This window comes from Haloferax sp. Atlit-4N (assembly GCF_003383025.1).
In the GTDB taxonomy this organism is placed as follows: domain Archaea; phylum Halobacteriota; class Halobacteria; order Halobacteriales; family Haloferacaceae; genus Haloferax; species Haloferax gibbonsii.
The window spans coordinates 345,305-366,285 of sequence record NZ_PSYY01000003.1; the positions used below are offsets into that span (position 1 = coordinate 345,305).

14 protein-coding genes and 1 pseudogene are annotated in these 20,981 nt (G+C 56.2%); 14 read left to right on the top strand and 1 reads right to left on the bottom strand.

The features are described 5' to 3' along the window. Window positions 1-166: 166 nt before the first annotated feature. The 11 genes from C5C07_RS17015 (at window position 167) to C5C07_RS17065 (ending at window position 17,052) form a co-directional block, all read left to right on the top strand. Window positions 167-2,470 carry a pentapeptide repeat-containing protein gene (locus tag C5C07_RS17015; RefSeq protein WP_115805630.1) on the top strand — a complete coding sequence of 768 codons (2,304 nt, stop codon included), beginning with the start codon at window positions 167-169 and terminating at the stop codon, window positions 2,468-2,470. A gap of 505 nt (window positions 2,471-2,975) precedes the next feature. Beyond that, window positions 2,976-3,308: a hypothetical protein gene (locus C5C07_RS17020; protein ID WP_115805631.1), complete on the top strand. Its 333-nt coding sequence runs from the start codon at window positions 2,976-2,978 to the stop codon at window positions 3,306-3,308. A 30-nt stretch (window positions 3,309-3,338) separates the two neighbouring features. After that, window positions 3,339-5,081 carry a hypothetical protein gene (locus C5C07_RS17025; RefSeq protein ID WP_199522755.1) on the top strand — a complete coding sequence of 581 codons (1,743 nt, stop codon included), beginning with the start codon at window positions 3,339-3,341 and terminating at the stop codon, window positions 5,079-5,081. Next, window positions 5,078-5,920, top strand: a complete 843-nt coding sequence (locus C5C07_RS17030) for a hypothetical protein (RefSeq protein ID WP_115805633.1) — start codon at window positions 5,078-5,080, stop codon at window positions 5,918-5,920. Before C5C07_RS17025 ends, C5C07_RS17030 begins: the two co-directional genes overlap by 4 nt. A 2-nt stretch (window positions 5,921-5,922) precedes the next feature. Continuing rightward, complete coding sequence (locus tag C5C07_RS17035; protein WP_115805634.1) at window positions 5,923-6,990, top strand: hypothetical protein; 1,068 nt, start codon at window positions 5,923-5,925, stop codon at window positions 6,988-6,990. A 6-nt stretch (window positions 6,991-6,996) separates the two neighbouring features. Beyond that, a complete protein-coding gene (locus C5C07_RS17040; RefSeq protein WP_115805635.1) occupies window positions 6,997-8,106 on the top strand; it encodes a hypothetical protein in 1,110 nt (369 codons plus the stop codon). Continuing rightward, window positions 8,099-10,297, top strand: a complete 2,199-nt coding sequence (locus C5C07_RS17045) for a VirB4 family type IV secretion system protein (protein WP_115805636.1) — start codon at window positions 8,099-8,101, stop codon at window positions 10,295-10,297. The genes C5C07_RS17040 and C5C07_RS17045 overlap by 8 nt, the downstream gene beginning before the upstream one ends. Further along, window positions 10,284-14,465 (top strand): ATP-binding protein, encoded by a 4,182-nt coding sequence (locus C5C07_RS17050; protein WP_115805637.1) that lies wholly within the window; start codon window positions 10,284-10,286, stop codon window positions 14,463-14,465. The genes C5C07_RS17045 and C5C07_RS17050 overlap by 14 nt, the downstream gene beginning before the upstream one ends. Before the next feature lie 343 nt (window positions 14,466-14,808). Next, window positions 14,809-16,062, top strand: coding sequence for a hypothetical protein (locus C5C07_RS17055; protein ID WP_115805638.1), 1,254 nt, complete (start codon window positions 14,809-14,811; stop codon window positions 16,060-16,062). A gap of 53 nt (window positions 16,063-16,115) precedes the next feature. Further along, window positions 16,116-16,550, top strand: a complete 435-nt coding sequence (locus C5C07_RS17060) for a nucleotidyltransferase family protein (RefSeq protein WP_233510432.1) — start codon at window positions 16,116-16,118, stop codon at window positions 16,548-16,550. Window positions 16,551-16,593: 43 nt separating this feature from the next. Next, complete coding sequence (locus C5C07_RS17065) at window positions 16,594-17,052, top strand: DUF86 domain-containing protein (RefSeq protein ID WP_115805639.1); 459 nt, start codon at window positions 16,594-16,596, stop codon at window positions 17,050-17,052. 901 nt (window positions 17,053-17,953) lie between these two features. Here C5C07_RS17065 and C5C07_RS17080 read toward each other — a convergent pair. Further along, the gene (locus C5C07_RS17080; RefSeq protein WP_115805642.1) at window positions 17,954-18,250 is read right to left on the bottom strand and encodes a ribbon-helix-helix domain-containing protein; all 297 of its coding nucleotides are present in this window, start codon (window positions 18,248-18,250) and stop codon (window positions 17,954-17,956) included. Window positions 18,251-18,645: 395 nt separating this feature from the next. Between C5C07_RS17080 and tnpA the strand changes: the two genes are divergently transcribed. The 3 genes and pseudogenes from tnpA to C5C07_RS17095 all read left to right on the top strand — a co-directional run. Continuing rightward, a complete protein-coding gene (gene tnpA / locus C5C07_RS17085) occupies window positions 18,646-19,026 on the top strand; it encodes an IS200/IS605 family transposase (RefSeq protein WP_115805643.1) in 381 nt (126 codons plus the stop codon). Beyond that, window positions 19,023-20,351 carry an RNA-guided endonuclease TnpB family protein gene (locus tag C5C07_RS17090; RefSeq protein WP_115805644.1) on the top strand — a complete coding sequence of 443 codons (1,329 nt, stop codon included), beginning with the start codon at window positions 19,023-19,025 and terminating at the stop codon, window positions 20,349-20,351. Before tnpA ends, C5C07_RS17090 begins: the two co-directional genes overlap by 4 nt. A 43-nt stretch (window positions 20,352-20,394) precedes the next feature. Continuing rightward, window positions 20,395-20,721 (top strand): annotated as a pseudogene (locus C5C07_RS17095) (type II toxin-antitoxin system death-on-curing family toxin); the annotation flags it as partial. Window positions 20,722-20,981 lie beyond the last annotated feature (260 nt).

A 20,981-nucleotide genomic window follows, 5' to 3' on the forward strand; every position in this document is an offset into this window, starting at 1 on the left:
CAGACAATGTTGCACATACGACTGTCCGCGCGTTCGACCGTCGCCCCGAAGACCGAACGCGCCCGCCGGGTCTGCACCCTCAGCTGCACCCGCCACACCCGCTGTCCCCGGCACACCCGTCCGCCCCTCCCCAGCCATGTCGAGAAATGAGTCCACGCCGGCGTTGATGTCCTCCTCGTCGTGCCGGTACACGTTCGACCCGTCGGTCCAGACCGACGCCCACCTCCAGACGACGTGGGAGTGCCCGCACGAAGCCCACCCCGAAAGCGAGTTCTGCGTGTTCCACATGAGCCGCGACGAGCGCGCCTCGCTCGACGTGACCGGCGACGACATCGTCGGCGAACTCCGGGCGAACCTCCAGTCGCCCGACACCCGCGTCAACGAGTACGTCGGAGCGGACCTCCCGCACCTTTCGCTCACCTACCAGGACATCAACGGCGCGACGAACCACGTCCTCAACTTCCAGCACGCCGACATCGAGGGGTTGGACCTCACTCACGGCCGCCTCGACCAGGGGTTGATTCTCCGCGAGGCGACGGTCGGCCGCCTCAAACTCGACGAGGCGGTGGTCACCGGCGACGTGGACGCTCGGGAGGTCACCGTGACCGGCGCGGTGACGACCAACGAGGCGACGTTCGAACAGGACGTCCGCTTTTCGGAGGCGACCTTCCGCGGCGAGGTCCGCTGCGACGAGACGGTGTTCCAGGGCGACACCAGTTTCGCAGACGCGACGTTCCACAGCACGGCGCGCTTCCGCAACGTCGAGACCAGCGGGAGCAGCCACGTCCTCGACGACAACATCACCTTCGCGAACGCGACGTTCCGCGACGACGCGAGTTTCAGACAGGCCATTTTCAATTACGTGACGTTCGAGGGCGCGCGGTTCACCGCGGGGTCGGATTTCGAGCACGTCGAGTTCGAGGGCGACGCGCGGTTCGACGGCGTCCGCTTCGACGAGATGGCCGACTTCGACGAGGCGCGGTTCGACGACGACGCGAGCTTCGCCGACGCCCGGTTCATGCAGTTGGCCGAGTTCCGCGGCGTCGAGTTCAACGGCGGGAGCCGGACGACCCACGACGACGTGACGTTCGAGGGCGCGACGTTCGAGGGCGAAGCGGACTACAAGCTCGCGCGATTCCGTTATTCGGACTTCAAGGACGCCGTGTTCAAGGGCGCGGTCAACTTCGACCGCGCGACGTTCACCGCCCGCACCGACTGCTATCGCCTCCGCGTCGACGGCGCGTTCGACCTCTCTTTGGCGTCGTTCGGCGGGCAGGCGAACTTCGACGAGAGCGAGTTCCGCGACGCCGTCGTCGCCGAGGAGGCGACGTTCGGGTGCGACGCCTCGTTCGAGGGGGTCGAGTTCGAAGCGAACGCTCGGTTCGGCGAGGCCCGGTTCGAAGAGGACGTGAGCTTCAAGACCGCGGCGTTCCACGGCCTCGCCTCCTTCCGCGGGGCGTTCTTCGAGGGCGAACTGCAGCACCTCGAAGCCAACGCCTCGTTCAACGAGGCGACCTTCGAAGCCGGCGCGGAGTTCGAGGCGGCGAACTTCACGAGCGCGTCGTTCTGGGAGACGACGTTCCACGACCGGGCGGACTTCCGGCAGTCTGATTTCGAGACGGCGCGCTTCCGCGTGCTCGTCGGCGACCGCGACACCTACCTCGACTTCACCGACGCGACGCTCTCCGGCGGCACGATTTCGCAGGGCTCCGGCGAGCCGACGCCGTACGACCTCACCCGCGCGACCATCGGCGACCTGACGCTGGAGGGCGACGGCAACGAACACCAACTCTTGGACCACTTCCGCTTCTGTCTCACCGAGTTCGACCGCTTCGACTTCAGCGACCACCACGGCTACCTCGAACGCAACGACTGGACCATCCACGACTTCGTCGGCAACGGCGCGACCGGCCAGTTCGCCGTGGAACTGACGCCCGATATCATCGAAGAAACGTACCGGAAGGCGCAGGACAGCGCCAACGCCGTCGGCGACACCCCGGCGAGCCGCGAGTTCGAGTTCAAGCGCTACTACTACAACCGCCAGAAGAACTTCGACATCATCCTCAACGAGTACTCGCTGAACACGTGGGCCCGCGGCAAGAAGGTCGCCAGCGTGGGACTGAACACGCTCATGCAGGTCACCTGCGGCTACGGTAACCGCCTCCCGCGAATCGCGGCGTTCACGTTCCTCCTTCCGGCGCTGTTCGGACTGTGTTACGCCCTGGGCGGGCCGTTTCTGACGCAGGCTGGGAGCGTCTTCGACCCCGCCGCCGTCGACAAGACGACGATGGAGGTGCTCTTCGACAACGTCTACTACAGCTACATCAGCTTTAGCACGGTCGGCTACGGCGACATCAACCCGCTCGGCCCGGCGGCGCGCGTGCTCGCGGCGAGTCAGGGGATGTTGAACGGGCTGTTTTTCACCCTGCTCACGTTCACGCTGTTCAAGCGCGTGCTCGGCGGGAGCTAATCGCGCGGAGTGGGGCTGTACTCCCCGACAACCCCGTTGAACGCAGTAGTAATTGATAGAATCTGTGTGACCCAGTCAAAGGGGCGTCAGCAAACCGACACCCGTCTTAGTGCAGTTAACGGGGTGAAATCTACATAGAGAACGCGATTTACAGGCACGTCTGCAATCACCGGCAATGGGTAGCTCCGCAACGTCGCTGAATTGGACCGACGAGCCGTCCGAAGATGACGTGCCTCAGGCTCGGCTCCGTGATCTACGTGACGCATGTCACTTGACTCTTGTATTCAAGTCTAGAAATATTCTAGATATTAATATTTCATCTACAAATTTCCCAACCAACAGAATTTAATCCCCGACTATATTTGATATTGTTGAGAATTGGGCCTTGGGACAGGTCCATCAATATTCGACCTACATGTTCAAATCAAACGACAACACTCCCAATACAGTCTCCAGCTCAAATCAAGAATCGACTCAGTTTGGTTCGGCTCGCCGCGTCATCGCGATGACTGCCATCTTGAGCTTAGTTTTGCTTGCACAACCTGCCGCAGCACAACAGGGGGTCATCTGCAGTGCGGACAAACTCCCCGGAATGATCGAGGGTTTCTTCCAGATAACTACTGCTCTCGGTATTATCGGACTCGTCGTTGTCTGGCAGGCTGACTCCCTCGCCGAGGTGTTCACAATGAGCCACGACCAAAAAAAGAGCCTCAAGCGCCACAAGCGTTCAGCGCTGAAGTCCGGGCTCATCCTGTCGATACTCGGGCCGCTGTACACCGTTGCAGGGGGGATGATGGGACTCCCACTCGCCCAGTGTGTCGACCTCGCACCCTGGTAACTCGGAGATTGACTTCCCCGAGTCTCCCTGATGCGTACTGATGCGTGGTCTGTCGCGGTTGCCTGCCTCCTCGTAGTGAGTAGCATCGCGGGGCTCGTAACTGCAACCCCACCACGCCCAGGAACAGAAGACAACGGGTTGACCGAGAACGAGTCAGCGACGCTGTGGTCTCGTGACTCTGACGACTACATGAACGAGACTGAGTACCGCCAACGATACGGCGAGAACCGGACCGCGGTTCACCAGCTCGCGAATGGCACCGACATCACGTTCACACGCCCGCCGGCGACCGCAGCGACGTGGACACGCAATGATTTCGATGACTTGGAAGCCGGCGATTCACAGATGTCGATGCATCCAGAGCACGCTTCTCTCGAAGATGGCGTCTTCATAGAGGACGCACACGCGACACTATTCGCTGTCCACCCGTCTACGCGAGGACATCTCGAAGCAGGCGACACGCCGCTTTACGTCGCCCCCGATGGCACCGTTCGTGGCCTTGTTGACTATCGTGTCCGCATCCCGAATGGGAGCCAATCGAGCAACTCGGATGTCTCGTGGACTCTCGTTGACAACGAAATCACAGACGTTCGGCTGAAAGCAGGTGACGACGTCGTCGCTCAGTCTTCGGGAACACATACGCCCGCGCTCGAGTACCAACTCGACGAGGCGTGGAGTACGACGCTCACACTCGAAGCCGACATCGAAGTCGAACTCGAGAAGACAACGGAGACATCGATCGGCAACCGAACAGAGACAGAGGTCACGTACCCGAGTGAGACGATTACCGTCTCTGATTCGGTCGACGTCGAGGTCTACAATCTTCGAGCGTACTCCTACTACGCCGAGTATCCCAATGGTGACACTGGGGTTGCCATCTTCCAGTCACGGCCATGGCAGGGGTACACGCTCACCGAGGATAGTGAGTCGAGTGTTCGCGGCGTCTGGCGTTTTTACACCGCTCGTGACCCTCGGTGGGATTCTCTCGTTCGAGCAACTGGGTCAAACGAGACGGAGGTCACATCAGATGCCCTCCCAGTGTATGTCCACGCGTATCCGTCACGAATTGGCCCACGGACTGAACCGATTCGTGATGGACCGAGGATAATCGATTCGTGGGGCCAAGAGCGCACGAGTCCACAGGCCACTATCGAAGACACCGTCTCAGTTGAAGTCGTCGACCAGTCGTACACGCCCACTTATGGCCTAGCTGTTCGAGCAGACGAGGTCGACCGCGATGCACTTCGTGTTTCTGGCATTGTCCGTGGCATCAACGTCACTCCCTCCGCCTCTGACGTTGGTGGTGGCCCAGAGCGTGAGCTCCGTGAAAGTCGGCTGACTGCAGAGGTGATCGATCAGACGAACGACCAAGCAACAATCCGAGTTGAGCTTCGGGACAACGAGACGGGTACACCGATCGACCTCACGGCTGACGAACGCCAGGGAACACTCAATGGCGAACCCGGTGGTGGGTACATCACGATTGCCGACCAGCAAGTTCGGACGAACGAGTCTGGCGTTGCGGTCGTGACGGTCGACCAACCGGAGTTCTACACAGCACGATACCACCCCAGTACGTGGCTTGTGGCTAATCCCGCGTACGTCTCCGACACGGCGACTGCGCGATGGCACCCACTCGGAACACTCGATGGGTGGTTTGCGTTATTCGTCGAGGTCGGTTGGCAGTTCATCCCGTTCATCGTGATATTCTACGCCGGAAAGCGCACCCTCCGATTCTTCGGACCACGAGACGATTCTGAACGATATCCATGACACGAGATCAATCACATTTCAATAGACGAACCGTCCTCCAAACCGCAGCAGGTCTTTCACTCGCTGGACTTGCTGGCTGTCTCAACGGCGGTGGTGAGACCGGTGATGGGACTACTACCACGAATGACGATTCTGGCGGTCAGGGTGTCTTGAACCGAGTCGCTGTCGAGAAGACGACGCTTGTTGTCGAACTTGGTTCCGAGGCTGAGGTCGACCAGGTCAATCTCATTCAACCGAATGGAGAGTTGTTCGGACGACGTGATGTTGTTGCTGGCGTTCGACAGGTTTCATTCGAGATTGGGACTGCGTACGACCCCGGCGAATACCGTGTGTTAGCGGTTCAGGGTGAGGACACTCTCGACGAGACGAGTCTTGAGGTTCGCCCTGAACTCGAAATCGTCGATGTCGGGCTTTTCAGAAACAATCCCGACAAGCCGTGGGACGAGGTGTACGGTGAGAGTGAGACGAATCGAATCAAAGACAGTGAAGCGTTTGTTTCAGTCCACAATTCTGGAACTGGCCCAGACGCGGTAATATCACTTCGTTTCTCGGGTGATGTGCCTAACCCAGTTGAGAATCCACGGAATGAGGGCCTCTATGAGGTTGATGAGGTAGTCATCCCGGCTGGCGAGACCAGAGACGTGTACAGTAACTCACTGCCATTTAGTGCAAAGATTGGAGACGATGCTATGGGTTGCAGTGTGGACACGAACGCTGGCATGTTTTCTGCCCATGTTGGTTCCAGTGTTTCTGGTGACGAGTTATCGAAGGAATTCAATATCGAATATTCTGGCTCGGACACCATGACCGACTGCAAGGTCACAATCAACGAGGTCTAATCATGGTTGACTTGATAGATGTCGTTTTAGAGGGCTTCAAAGACGTCATTGAGTGGCTTACGAGTTTGTTCGTTGATGGCGTTAAAACCGGCTACAATACTCTCTCTGCGGAACTATTCGGCACACCAACCCCAGAGACGAGCGGTGCGTTTGTGTTCGGCACCCCGTCGAACAGTCCCTGGATTCAGATACGGGACGCGCTCGTTGGTGGCGAAATCATGCTCATCGCACTGTTACTCCTCGTGATGAGTGTTCAGGGTCGACACGTGATTCGTATTTTCAATATGGGGAGTACCTATGAGGCCCGAAAAACGAAGAAGAATGCCTGGACTGGTGCGGTTTTCATCATCTCGTGGTACTGGGTTGGTACCATCTCTCTGTATCTTGTAGACGGGTTTACGATTGCTCTCTTTCCATCCCTCACAACTCTGTCGAGGGTGATGGTCGGGTTCCTGAGCACAATCAGTCTAAACCCTGTACTGGGACTCCTGCTCGCAGCAATCGGTGGAATCTCGATGTGGGCGATTGAAGCGCTCTTTTTCATCCGCGAAATCTTGCTGTACGTCTACGTCTACGGGATGCCGATTGCCATCGCACTCGGATACGGAAACATCCCCGTTCTCTCTGACATCGCGACTGGCTTTGCAAAGCGGTTCGTCCCTCTCGTCGTCCTCCCACTCCCGGCAGCAGTCGTGTTCAAAGGCTACGACCTGCTATTCGCCAGCGGGACGTTCTCACCAGCGACTGCATTTCTCCAATACCTCGTCGCCGTCTCACTCCCCGTTATCGCACTCTACCTGACGTGGAAGACGTTCTCCTACGCAACGCCGCTGACTGCGAAGGCCATTGGGTCGGCCAGCAGAGGCGCAGTGATCGTCGGAAGCGTCGCGACTGGTGCCTACGTCGGAGGCGCTGGAATCGCCACAACCGCCGCTCGCTGGGGTCCCAAGGCTGCCGCTGGCCATGCAATTGCAGAGAAAGCGGCCGCCCGGACTGAAGACAACTCAGACACCCAGAACACGTCCTTGTATCGTCGAACCGAGAACGACCCGCACAACTACAACTCCTAATTCATCATGTCGACAGATTTAGACGCAGCAGCACGCCGTATCATGGACCAATTCGGAGAAGAAAGCCGTATTCCATTCCTCAATGTTGAGGAGGGAGACGTCGGTGTTCTCATCGCCTTCCCACTCGTGGGGCTGTTCATCGCCGGCCTCCTCGGAATCGACTCACTCTCACTCCCACTCATCGCTGGAGGGCTTGGACTCGGAGGGGCCATCGTGTACGTCGCCCCTGACCACCTCAATGCGTGGACGTGGGCGAAGGACGTGTTCCGTTATGCGAAGCGGCCGCGTCGAACGTTCAGCGCAGCCGAATCGGAGGATAATTCCGGTCGAAACGAGGGTGGCCTTGCGAACTACACTCCGTTCACTCTCGACGAACGAACACAGGACCTCACCAACGTTGAACGGGCGTGGCCCGGTGCAGGTGCCATACAGCGATCGGACGGTGCGATAGAGGCGCTCATCGAAATCAACCCGGGGAACATGGATTTCGCCATGTCTGATGACTGGGCCGGACTGCAGGAAGCAGGTTCGGAGTTCGCGAACAAAGAACTTGACTCGAAGCTCAAGTTCCACGCGACGACGCGGTCGTTCCCAGTCGAACACTTGACTGAGAACATCGAACAGCGCCTTTCCGACGAAGACGTCTCTCGAAATCCCGTCTTCCGTGAACTCCTCGAAGAGTACCGCGAGCGACGCCCACGGGCGATGCGAGAGCGTGGGACCCAACAGATACGCTTCTTTATTGGTGTCGAAGCGTCGCCACTCGAAGTCTATGACCGTTCCCACGACGAGCGAACCCCGGCAGAGAAACTGACCGGTATCCCTGTCATTGGATTCCTATTCAACCCGTTCGTTACCCGCCGCGAAGACCTCTCAGAAGCCGAACAACGTGCTCGAATGTTCGAAAAACTCGATAGCAAGATTGCTAGCATCGAGTCGGGGTTCATCCAGCAGGCTTCGGGATGGTCTGCTCGTCGACTCAGTACTGTCGAGTTGTTCGTGCTGACGATGGATTTCTGGAACGGCCACGAGCACGACTACGACAATCCAGGGCGAATCATCAGAGGTCAACCGATTATCGGGAGCTCCCGCCGGGAGGATGGTTTCGATGCGTAATATCGCTCTCCAGACCGAGAGTGAACTTATTAGCCAGACTCTCGAATGGCTTCAACAACCGACGTCGCCGGAGGGTGCGATGCTCTATGCCGCTGGGTTACTCACAGTCGGTCTTATCTGCATCCTCGCGTGGAAACGCCGTACCACTGAGGAAGAGCCCGAAGTTAACTTCTCGGATGTACTTGACGAGGAGACACTAGAAACGGGCCACGGCGAGGGGCAACTCCTCGATGACATCGCAGAATCACATAAGACGACGATTGCACCCGCCGCTGCCGAATGGGAAACCCGTGCAGCCCATGTCGGTGAGCAGTGGACGACGACGCTCTCCATTACCGATTACCCGGACTACCCGAACGACGGCTACCTCAGCGACCTCTTCCAACTGACTGATGTCGAGTTCGACCTCACGGCACATATCCGACCAAAGAACCAGCAGCGTGCGCTGAACGAACTCCAAGACATCGCTGATGACCTCCAGGTCGACGCAGATCTCGAAAAGAGCGTTCGAAGTGGCTACCTTCAGCAGCGCGCGAACCAAGCGGCTGCGACGTACAACGCTGTTGAGAGTGGAACTAGTGTCTTCGACCAGGCACTCTTCGTCACCGTTCGCGCCGACACACGCGATGAACTTCGTGATGCTGTTCAGAGTGTGAAGAGTGCACTCCGCGATGAGCCTGCCAGTCTAACACCGAAGACTGCCATCTGTAAACAGGATTTGGCGATACAATCTGCGGCACCGATCGGCGACAACGTCTTCGGCCGCGAATCAATCGCCCTTGGTGGGGCTGTTGGTGCGCTCCTTGCATCGCCACACAACGCGACAATTCTCGAAGAGGGCGGCGTGGAGTTCGGAATCCACAAAGGCACGCATAGCCCGGTTGTCATCGACCCATTCGCGCGTGACAACGGGTATGCGATGTTCACGGTGGGTGACACCGGATCCGGCAAGTCCTTTGGTTCGAAGCAGAACTTCATCCGCTCTATCGAACAGAGTAAGGACCGAATCGGCATCATCCTCGAACCGCTCAACAACTGGGCTGGTGTCGCCGAAGCACTCAACGCCAAACGAATCACGGTTGGTGGGACACTCGGACTAAACCCTCTAGAGATTCGCCAGACACCCGAACACGTCCAACGGGCGATGGGAGAGGACGCGAGTCCGTTCAACGAGAAACTCGACGACGCGATGAGTTTCCTGACGAACTACTTCGCACTCCGTGGCATCTCTCTCGGTGACCGACGAACAACGCTCGAACTCGGTCTCAAGCGTTCGTACGAGCGACAAGGGATCACCGACGACATTGCCACACACGGCAATCCGAGCCCGACTGTCCGTGATATGATGGACGTCTTCGAGGAGATGGTCGAGTCTCCCGAAGAGTTCGTCGTTCGCACAGACGCTGAAGCGAGTAAACTCCGTGACGACGCAACGTGGCTTCTCGATCAGCTTCGGCCATTCGAAAATGAAGGACGATATTCGAATCTCGGTAGAGCCTCAGATTTCAACATCCGTGACGAGAAGGTCATCTACCTTGATCTGGCCCAACAAGAGGGCAGCGTCAACAGCAGTACGGCGCTGACGATGCAACTCCTCATCTCGCTCGTTTACGAGCGGGCGAAAGAGACCGACAAGGAGGTTGTGTTCGTCATTGACGAAGCACGGTACATCATGCAGGACGCCGCGAGTCTAGCGTTCTTGGAGACGGTGTTCCGTCACCACCGCCACCACAATCTCTCAATTCGGTTAGTCACACAGACGGTCGACGAGTTCTTCGAGCACACAGAGTCCGAAGCGATCCTCGACCAGTGTGCAGTCAAGCAGTTCCACCATCTTGATGGGATGGACGAAACGTGGGCTAAGGAGTTCGGACTGAATTACGCCCAGATGCGCTTCGTCCAGGATGCAATTCCCGGGAATGAGGATGCTGGCTATTCTGAGGCACTCGTCGGCGTCGACGGCGAGTGGCGTGGAATCCGTGTTGAGGCGATGCCCAAAGAGAAACAAGTCATCGACTTCGACCCAACCGAGTCGTCTGCTGAGTCGCTTCCGGGTGCTGGGGGCGACACGGCTGACCCAGAGGTGCAGGCACTCCGTGAAAAACTACGAGACAGCTCTCTTTCGAGTGACACCACTGTTTCCGCTAAAACTGACGGTGGTTCTCAGGGGGTGACCCATGACGAAGCGTGAGTATCTTCGCGTCACACCGACGTCCGAAGAACTCGGGACCAACGGTATTGTCGAGGTCCTCAGCAGTCTTCACAAGCTATCGACGACCTCGGAGATTGGTCTGCTTGGCAAGTTGAACCCACTCAATTCCTCTGAGCCTCCACGCTTCGAATTCCTCGCAATAAGTGAGGGTACGGATAAACCGGTTGAGTTCTACTACGGGGCAACTGAGTACCTCGACACGCTTGAGTCGCGACTTCTGTCGATCTACCCGTCGACGTTCGACATCGAGCGTACGAAACTGGATCCTGCACAGAAAATCATCCCCGAACAGGAGTACACCCGCGAAGAATTCGAGGAAGCACTCGAAGCCGGGAAGCTATGGGATGAGTTTGACGAGCATGATGAAGATGGTGACTTGGCAGAATCCGATGAGCAGGTGCACGAGGTTGACTCAGAACAAGTCCACGCTCGCCCGTCGATAGAGCAACTCCAGCCAGCCGGCGTCCAGTGGCGTGGAACTGCCGAACGGAAGCGGGACTGGATGACGACGGTCGTTCCGTTCACGAAGGCGACTACGGGGGAGGATGTAGGTGCTGAAATCACGATTACACCGTTAGCGACACTTATCGACCACTTGAGCGACTTCGAACATCCAATCGGATTCCAGGTTGTCTTCCAGCGGAAGCCTGAATGGAAAGCTGACGCCGAACTGCGCGTCGAAGACCTCAAAGATGGGCGAGACACATTCGGGCAGCGATATATCGGTCCAATCTTCGAATTCGACGATTACGAACACGAAGACAGACGTCATCGTCGAGAACGCAACCTGCCAGACAGTGTCCAAGGCCGTATTGATCGAATTACTGCGAAGCGTCCAAAGCAGACCTATTCAGTCAACCTTCGCACGGTCGCTGTTCTACCGACCGATGTTGACTCGGATGATGTGACCTCTAAAATCGAGTCCATTCTCCCAGTGTTCGACCCACTGGACGGGCCGTTCTACGGCCTCGATGGACAGCGAATCAACGAACAGGGGTGGCGTCAGAAAACGAAGCAAAAGAACGCCCGCAAACACCTCTGGAATCTTCTGGACCGAGAGTTAGAGACAGGTCGTGGGAAGACACGCCCAGACCTCATTTTAAACGCTGACGAGTTAGCGAACTTCCTCCTTGTTCCGTCGAGTGACCAACTCAGCGTGGAAGGGGCCCGAGGGACTCGTGCTGAACAACAGAGTCGCAATCCACTCCCTCGCCCCCATCAGGACCTCATGCAAGAGTTCCGCGATGGAATGGCGATTGGGTATGCTCTGGACGAGAACGGCGAACCCGAAGACGTCCCGACGTGCATCCCCCCGAATCTATTGCCAACTCACTACGGCCGATTTGGGACTACTGGTGCGGGGAAGTCCAAGGCTTTCATCAACGAGATTCTCTCGCTCCACGAGAATACCGAAGGACCAGTCATCGTCGTCGAACCGAAAGGCGACGGAATGGCCGAGAACTACATGCGAGCACACGCTCGGCGCTTCGGAACAACTGACCTCAAAGAGAATGTGATTCATTTTCCAATGCCAGACGTGCTCCCTGGATTCTCGTTTTTCGACCTTGGCCCTGCCCTCGAAAATGGAAGACGTCGTGAAGATGCTGTGCAGCGGAAAGCAGAGCACTACGAAGAAATCCTAAAGCTCGTCATGGGTAGAGAGCGCTACGAGAGGGCGGTCGTCTCTCCCACGTTGATTCGGACGCTAATCAAGGCACTATTCGATGAAGAACACGGCCGAGAGAACGGATTGTATCGAGAATCGGCCGACTACTTTGCACATCGGCAGTTGGAGCACGCCGTTGATCAAGTCCTACAGGCAGGTCCACCGAACGCGAATTTCGACGACCTTCCCAAATCGAGCCAAGAGAATGTGTCTCGCACGCTCCAACGGCAGCTTCAGAAAGACCCGAGTTCGTTTTCAGCCGTCATGGATGGCGTTGGTCACAGACTCAACTACATCTCCGACCGGCCGTATCTCGCCCAGGTATTCAACAACACAGAGAATCGATTCGACTTCCGAGATGTCCTCGACGAGAACAAGATTATTTTGTTCGACCTTGGTGACCTTCGCGATGATGCGTCGCGTCTCATGACCGGTCTGATTCTCTCGAATCTCGATGATGCACTCAAAGAGCGGAAACGCGAGGTCAGCGAGTATCCCGACGACTATGTGGTGAACCTCCTCGTCGACGAGGCATCTTCGGTCGTCGTTTCCGACATCATGAACGGCCTCTTGGAGAAGGGCCGAAGCTTCCGACTCTCTGTGGGGTTATCGATGCAATTCCCCGAGCAGATGGAAGCAGAGGGCGGGCGGAAAGTCTACCTGAACGCCCTGAACAACATCGGAAGCTCACTTGTCGGCCAAATTAATGTCGACCGAGAACTTGCCCGAGCGATGGCCCACGAAGGGTTGGACCCTGACGAGTTCTCCAACCGGATTCGGTCGCTCCCTCGTGGCGAGTGGATTGCCAACCTCCCGAGCCCCAAATTCGGTGAGACGGGACCGTATCCGTTCAGCATCAAGCCACTGCCAATCCCTGCAGGGCATCCAGAAAGCGACTACCCACTTACTGAGCGAGAAGAACAGCAATTCAAAGAGACGCTCTCAGCGATGCATGAACGAGCTGAGAGCAAATTTGGCGTCTCCAACGAATCGATTCCGAGTACACAGACTCCCGAAGATCTCCAAAAAGTTCTCAGTGTCACTGATGTCGAGTTAGACGTCGTTCTCGCGAAAGTTGTTCGGAGTCTCCAACTCCAAAACGATGTCCGCGAAGACAACGGGTGGATTGCAGTCGAAGTAGTTGACGACGAACTTCGACGCCTGTTCGCCGAAGTTGAGGCCGACGCACCATCATACGACGAGTTAGCGAGTATCCGACAGCGCTCGCGACTACTCGAAACGACCGTCGATATCGATGCTGACGAAGTAATCATCCGGTTGAGTGAGGAGGGCGAAGGGATATCTATACCCGATACTGGAGATGTACGATCCGCTGGTGGAGACGACCACGATGCAGCACTCTTGGAGGTTGAAGAAGAACTCTCCAAACTCGGGTTCACCGTCTCGATTTTGTCACAGGACGGAAGCGAGAAGCCTGACGCGCGAGCGACTCACCCCGAGTTAGAGGAGACGTTCGCAATTGAGGTTGAGACGACGACTCCAGATAATCCAATCAAGGTCCTCACGAATCTCCGGAAAGCGCAAGAAGAAGGTACATTCCCGCTGTTCGTGGTCCGGCCGGGAGATACGGAAACCTACTGGGCAGAACGTGTCGAGAATATCCTCTCGCCCCCTGTCCGTGAACTCGCAAGCGGTGAGACATGGTTCTATACTCACGATTCGCCGCTCACGTTCAATGGTGGTGCAACCGAACAGGGCGGTGTTACCGCAGTTCGACCTGTGAACGGTGGTGACGACTCGAAACGTAGTGTATGGGAATTGGAGGAAGAGTCGACCGTTCTCCGCGATGGGTCCGGCACAGAGTATCTCCAAGTCTCCGAGTGGTCTTCGGTTACGAAGGAACGCGTGCCAGCAACGTACAGCTACGATCCCGCTGTCGACAAGTACCTCGTGTATGACCGTGGGGAAACGCACGTATACGAGTCTAAGGACGCGTTCGAGGCTGAGTGGGTGAAGATCAAAGAGCCGTTCATCCCTGAAAATGAGTTACCGAACCCATCGTACGATACAGACGACTATGCCACAGTAATCCTCTCTGAAGACGATGAAGCAGTCGTCTACAATGGTGGTTCACAGGAACCACTCGATTCGCTCCTTGAGATGCAACACACGGAGGAGGCTGACACAACCAAAGAAAAACCGGAACAACCTGAGTCTTCTTCAGATTACTCTTCAGAACCTACTCTGGACCCCGGTTGGAAAGACGATCCAGACGCAGTTGTCGAACAATTCGTAACCGAATGGTTAGTCGAAGACGAGCACAGTTCAGTCCTCGCTGCAGAGGTCTATTCGACGTATGAAACGTGGGCTGAACAACATCAAATTAGCGCTGATTCAAAGAGTTGGTTCAGCAGACGTCTCAGTAATCAGATAACGTTTGAGCGCTCTACCGAGCGCCGCAATGGTGAGGTTGTTCGCAGTTACAATGGCGTTGCACTGAAGAAACGGAGTGAAAACTGATGCACAGTCAAAACACGGATTCTAAGGGCTCAGGTGCTGTCCTACAGCGTGTTTCTTTCGCGTTACGCCAATGTAGCCTGCTCTCTCGTCAAAATATACAAAAACGCAAGACTGGAAGACGTTACGACAACGCCGAGAATGGCGTTACACCTGCCCACCTTCCAGAAAATGCCGTACATCACGTACAAGACCCCGATGGGCGTCCTACTAGCAAATCTGGAGATCTGTTACAGCAAAAACCAACTAGTATAGATGGGGGGTATGCCGTTGGAAACGGCCGAGCAATCGCTCGGGAGATTTTTTTGTGGCGCGAGAGGCGCGCAACCACAACTGAGGCGAGACAATGACGAAAGAAACTACCACATCTGTGACACAGAAGAATCTCCCAACAGAACTCGTCGAACGAGACCAATGGGTATGCTGGCGAAGCGAGAAACGAGACGGGAAGAAAACGAAGATTCCAGTGGTCCCTGGTGAGGGGTCATTCGCGTCGTCAACGGATCCAGAGACATGGTCAGATTTCGAAACAGTACGCTCGTTTGTCAAAGCGAATCGGGCAGATGGAATCGGCTTCGTGTTCACCAAGGAGGACCCAATCGTCGGAGTCGACCTGGACGATTGCCGAGATCCAGAGACCGGTGACGTCGACGACGACGCACAGGACATCATCGACCGACTTGACTCCTACACAGAGGTCTCACCCTCGGGAACGGGGTATCATGTGCTCATCAACGGAGACCTCCCCGAAGGTCGGAACCGACGTGGACATATCGAACTGTACGACACCGCTCGCTTCTTCACCGTCACCGGCGACCGCGTCGACAACACGCCTGGACAAGTCAAGAGACGACAGGACGCACTCGAAGCGATCCATCGTGAATACGTCCAACTCCACTCAGAGGAAGAAAAACCCGAACGTGACGAACATACGCGCGTCAGGGAGGTCGCCAAGACCACACCCGAAGTCGACCTCGAAGACAACGAGTTACTGAAGAAAGCAAAGAACGCCTCGAACGGCCCAAAATTCGAACGCCTGTGGAACGGGAACACCGCTGGCTACGACAGCAACTCGGAAGCAGACATGGCGCTGTGTTGTCTGCTGGCCTTCTGGACCGGCGGAGACACGACACAGATAGACACCTTGTTTCGACAGTCGGGACTCCTTCGAGAGAAATGGGACGAAGTTCATTACGCCGACGGATCGACGTACGGCGAGAAAACCATTGAGCGGGCGATCGAAGCGACGTCGGAGTACTACGACCCCAGTCCAAGAAACGAATCGACGCAGTCGAAGCTAGAAACAGAGCCTGAGACCACCGACGTGGATACCGACGAACTGAACCGCCAGAACGCCTACCTCATCGAGAAGAACCAATTGTTGTCTATCCGTGTCAGCGAACTCAAGGTGACGATTGAACAGAAGAACGAGCGTATCGCAGCACTCGAAGCCGAGGTTGAGCGGCTTAGCGACAGGCCTTCGGTGCGCGGTGACGCCAATAATGACGGGAAACACAGTCCGAGAGAGCTTGAAGACGACTCAGTGAAGACGTCGTTGTTAGACCGAACGAAACGACTGTTCGGCGGAAACACAGAGTAACACACCCTGATATGACTGAGAATTTATGTGGCACCGCGACGTGGCCTACAATAATGAGAACCGCTGAGACAACCGAGGTCACTGATGATCTTCCGCTTGAGACCATTCAAGCAATTCTGAGAGAGCATTCAGTGCGACTTGCGATTCTCTTCGGTTCACACGCTAGCGGGAAAACGCACCCCACAAGTGATATCGATATTGCAGTCGAGCTTGATGAGGTTCAACACGACGACCCAGCATACAATGACGCATTCTTTGGATTGAGTGCTGACCTGAGTGAGAAACTTGGCACAGACGACGTCGATCTTGTGGACGTACACACGCTCTCCCCCCGGGTCGCAAAGTCTGTCTTCGACGATGGTATCCTCCTCGTCGGTGAATTAGAACGTGCTGAGAAGGTTCGACGTGATCTCACAGAAACTGCAGAGGCTGAGCAATCGCCGCGAGAACGCTTCGATAGCGCGCTGGCGAAATCGATGAACATCTGAGTGGCTCTGCTGTCACCGCAACAGATGGCACTGACAGCAAGCGATGACAGACGACGCATTTCCTGCTGACCGACTCAACCGGATACTCGTCGCTGTCGAGACAATCGAAGAAAGTCTCGGTGTTCTAGCCCGCAAACAGGCCCTCACTCGGGATGAGTATAGAGCGGACTCCGACAGCCGTGATATCGTTGAACGATGGTTTGTGAAAGTGACTGAAGCGTCGATCGACATCGCCGAAGAACTAGCTAAGCACGAGCGCGGTACTCCACCGAGAAGTAATCCCGAGTCAATGCGTGTTCCCGGCGAGCTCGATATCCTAACTGCAGAGACTACCGATGAGATGGCCCAAGCAGCACGGTTTCGGAACGTCCTCTCACACACCTACGGGAATATCATCGACCACGATGTGGTCTATAACGCACTGCAGGACCTCGAGCGGTATCGAACGTTTGTGGTTGAGGTACGAGAATATCTCAATTCGATTGGCGCGCTTGACGATTGAATTTGAAGAGTCTGTTTTAGAGCGCTGCTGAGAACCACAATTTGAGATACATCTCCCTCATCTAGGGTACCCTGATTTTGTAGCCCCGTTAGGTGTGACGGGGCAACTTGTGTGCCCTGGAGACAACGCATGCATTCCGAGCAACAGCAACACCCACGTAGCAACGATAGACCGCTGAGCAATCCGAATCAACCCAAGTCCCCGTGGTCAAACCTCCGACTGACTGTCCCAAACGACCGCCACCACACTTCGATTGTCGCGTTCGTCGAGTGTGTCCTCGTCGAACTCACTCACGAGGATGTCGGTGCGGAGTACATCTCATCGAACGTGTGGGGAACAAAACGAACCCAATACATTGCAGTTGATGACGTTGCGGAGACGTTCTGCAAGCGACACTACGATGAGCGTCTGGGGTGGCATGAGACGACAGTCAGCCGGGAGTCCGTGCGCAACGAGTTGGTCAATCGGCTTTCGCGGACGGATTCGCTCGCGACCGACCGTAGTCACAGCATACCTGTTGAAGCGCGCGACGTGTTTAGTGTGAAGCCGGTGCGGCAACTCTACAATCGGCAATTTTAACCAACGAGAGGCAACACCATCTCGATTTTGTTGGTTAAGGAGGTCGTATCACTCCCGAACTGAGGATACTTCATTGCTCAAAAACCAGCCGCTGATTTGAGATAACGATGCTTCCGATTCTGAAGCTCAATCGTCGGCTGTATAAGCACCGCTTCGGTGCTCGATTCGATGGACCTCGAGGATTGACTCGTCGTAGTCCAAGACACAAGCCAGACGATACTGTCCGATACGGAGCTTTGAGACGATCCGATCTTGCACGTGCGTATCGAGCCTTTTGAATTGGTTCGCAGCGCGTGGTGAGAACTTCCACGTCCAGTCTTCCTCACTCGCCATCCGTGTCTCGATCCATCATTTCGAGGACTTCGTCTCGCGAGACTAAATCGGATTCACCGGACCGGAGGTCGTGTTCGCTCGCTGCGATTTGCTTCCATCCTTCTCGCGAAAATTCGGGATGTTTGATGGCGTCACGAGCAGCGTAGCGAAGGAATTCGCTCCGTGAGTTGAACCCCTGTTCTTCCCACGTCGTATCGATGTCTTCGAGGAAGGCTTGGCTTAACCGGATGTTTATTTGCACCATTTCCGGGCCGTTATTACTGGACCCTGTATCAGCATCAGACATATACGTGTGCTATGCATCCGTGTTGTGATAAGAATTCTCCGAAGAACTACCTGCGAGGCGATGTTGACTGGGCCGCCCTAATAATCGAGGAAAAACGCCTCTGTGCCCCTTTTTCTTGCGGACATGTGATGTGGCACAGTCCACATATTGAAACCGGTAGAGGTTATCTGGGGTCTATGGAGTGCCCTGCGTGCGGTGGCAGCCGAATCACGATGGAGGTTGGGCCAGACCTACCTCCCACGACCTCAATAGAGAACGCGTTACGAAAAATTCGAGGCGAAAGCCTCGCCCTTCAGGGCGGAGATGAGCCGACCAACAGTATTCAACCGCCAACGATGGCATATACGGGGTTCCAACACAATCGTTAAGCCGGCCAACTGCGATAGTATGCATAGATGGTGAACAGTACCCGTCACGCGAAATACGAACTCTACTACCACATAGTGTTCGTGCCGAAAGACAGGCGCTCGCACCTGACGGGGAAGACGAAGGAACGTCTCGAAACCATCTTCGCGGAAATCTGTGAGGACAAAGGCCTCGAACTGGCCGAGTCCGAGGTCATGCCCGACCACGTACACCTGTTCATCGGGAGTCCACCCAAGAACGCTCCGTCACTCATCGTCAACTGGGTGAAGGGCATCTCGGCGCGGAAGTATAACCAGCGGTACGACGACCGCGTGAAGTGGACTCGTTTGTACTACGTTGGAACGGCGGGGAGTGCCTCCAAGGGCGCTGTCGAACGATACATCGCTGAACAGGAGGGTGAGGACGCATGAAGCGCGTCAACACCTTCGAGGTCGTGCCACAGACCGAGAACGACAAAGAGTGCCTCCTACGGCTACTCGACGCCTCCGCCTCCCTGTGGAACGAACTGACCTACGAACGTCGTCAGAACTACTTCGGAGACGGCGATGTGTGGGACACTTCCGAATACCGTGGACGCTACAACGGCGTCATCGGAAGCGCGACTGTTCAACAGGTCACGCGCAAGAACAGCGAAGCGTGGCGGTCGTTCTTCGCCCTCAAGGAGAACGGCGAGTACGCCAACCCACCGTCGTACTGGGGCAACGAGGAGGACGGACGCGAACTTCGCACCTACATTCGGTGCAACCAGTACACGATTGAGTGGGGCAAGCGTAGCCGTCTCGAAATCCCTGTCGGGCAAGAACTGAAAGACGAATACGGACTCGGCTACCATGAACGGCTCCGCCTCGAAGTCCGAGGCAATCCGAAGTGGGACGGCAAACAGGGTCGTCTGGAACTTGAGTACGACGAAGTGAGCGACACGTTCAGGGCTTTCCAACCAGTCACCGTACCTGATTCTCGACTGGATTCACGGAAAATCGAAGATTTTCCTGAAGTCGAAAACGCTTCGCGTTTTCGGAATTCACCACTGGCTTCTCACGAAGCCGCCCTCGACGTTGGCGCAAACAATCTCGTCGCCTGTTCCACGACCACTGGGAACCAGTACCTCTACGACGGTCGGGAGTTGTTCGGACGGTTCCGTGAGACGACTGACGAAATCGCCCGCCTACAGTCGAAACTCCGAGAGGGACGATACAGTTCCAAGCGAATTCGACGACTGTACCGACAGCGGACGAAGCGCCGTGACCACGCCCAAAACGCACTGGTGCGCGACCTCGTTGAACGACTGTACGACGAGGGCGTGGCGACGGTGTATGTAGGCGACTTGACCGACGTGCTGAAAACGCATTGGTCGGCCAGGGTGAACGAGAAGACACACAACTTCTGGGCGTTCAAGAAGTTCATCCACCGTCTCGCGTGTGTCTGTGAGGAGTACGGCATCAGTCTCGAAGCCGAGTCGGAAGCGTGGACGAGTCAGACGTGTCCCGAGTGTGGCGACCACGAGGAGACGGTTCGCCACGAAGATACGCTGACGTGTCCATGCGGATTCGAGGGACACGCCGACCTCACGGCGTCAGAGACGTTCCTTCGAGAAAACAGCGATACGCAAGTCAGGCCGATGGCACGGCCCGTGCGATTCGAGTGGGACGACCACGACTGGTCGGGGAAACCACACCCTCACGACAGTCCCAAAGAAGTGCGCACGAACCCGCAAGTTGCCTCCGTGGGTCGGTAGCCGAACCCCCAACGGAGGAATCCTCGCGCTTTAGCGCGGGGAGGATGTCAAGGAGCCGGGAGTTAGGTCAGCAGATGCGATTGAATCTGTACTCCAGTACGTTTCAGAAGGATTCTTTGGAGAGGTTCCTGAGACAGTTCATGAAAAAGCAGTGCATCTGATGCGACTTCTCGTTGCCGACCACCCGTTCGTTGATGGGAACAAGCGAACAGCACTCAGAACGGTGGTCGTCTTCTACATGTTGAATGGATATCTGTTCGATTATGGTGACGAAATTCGTGCATTGCTGCACCGCTTTGCAACCGACGAAGCAGCTGTTGACATCCAAACAGCAGTCATATACTTCCGAGCGTGTGCCCGTCGTAACTGATTTAGGGATATAATGAGTACCTTCGATACAGAAATGGCGTCCAGCACCAATTCCTCGACTCCGATTGACGAAGAAGTCCGCCGACTGTACGAACGGTACCAGTCGGCTGAGAGTAACGAGGAACGCCGTGAAATTGCCCTAGAAATGGGGAAACTCGATGGACGTCGTCATGCCGAAATCTACGCGGCACTTGAGCACGAGTAATCTGTTTTCGTACGTAGTTCTCGTCTGTCTAAGTCTGTCCGTCTGAGCGTCAACTC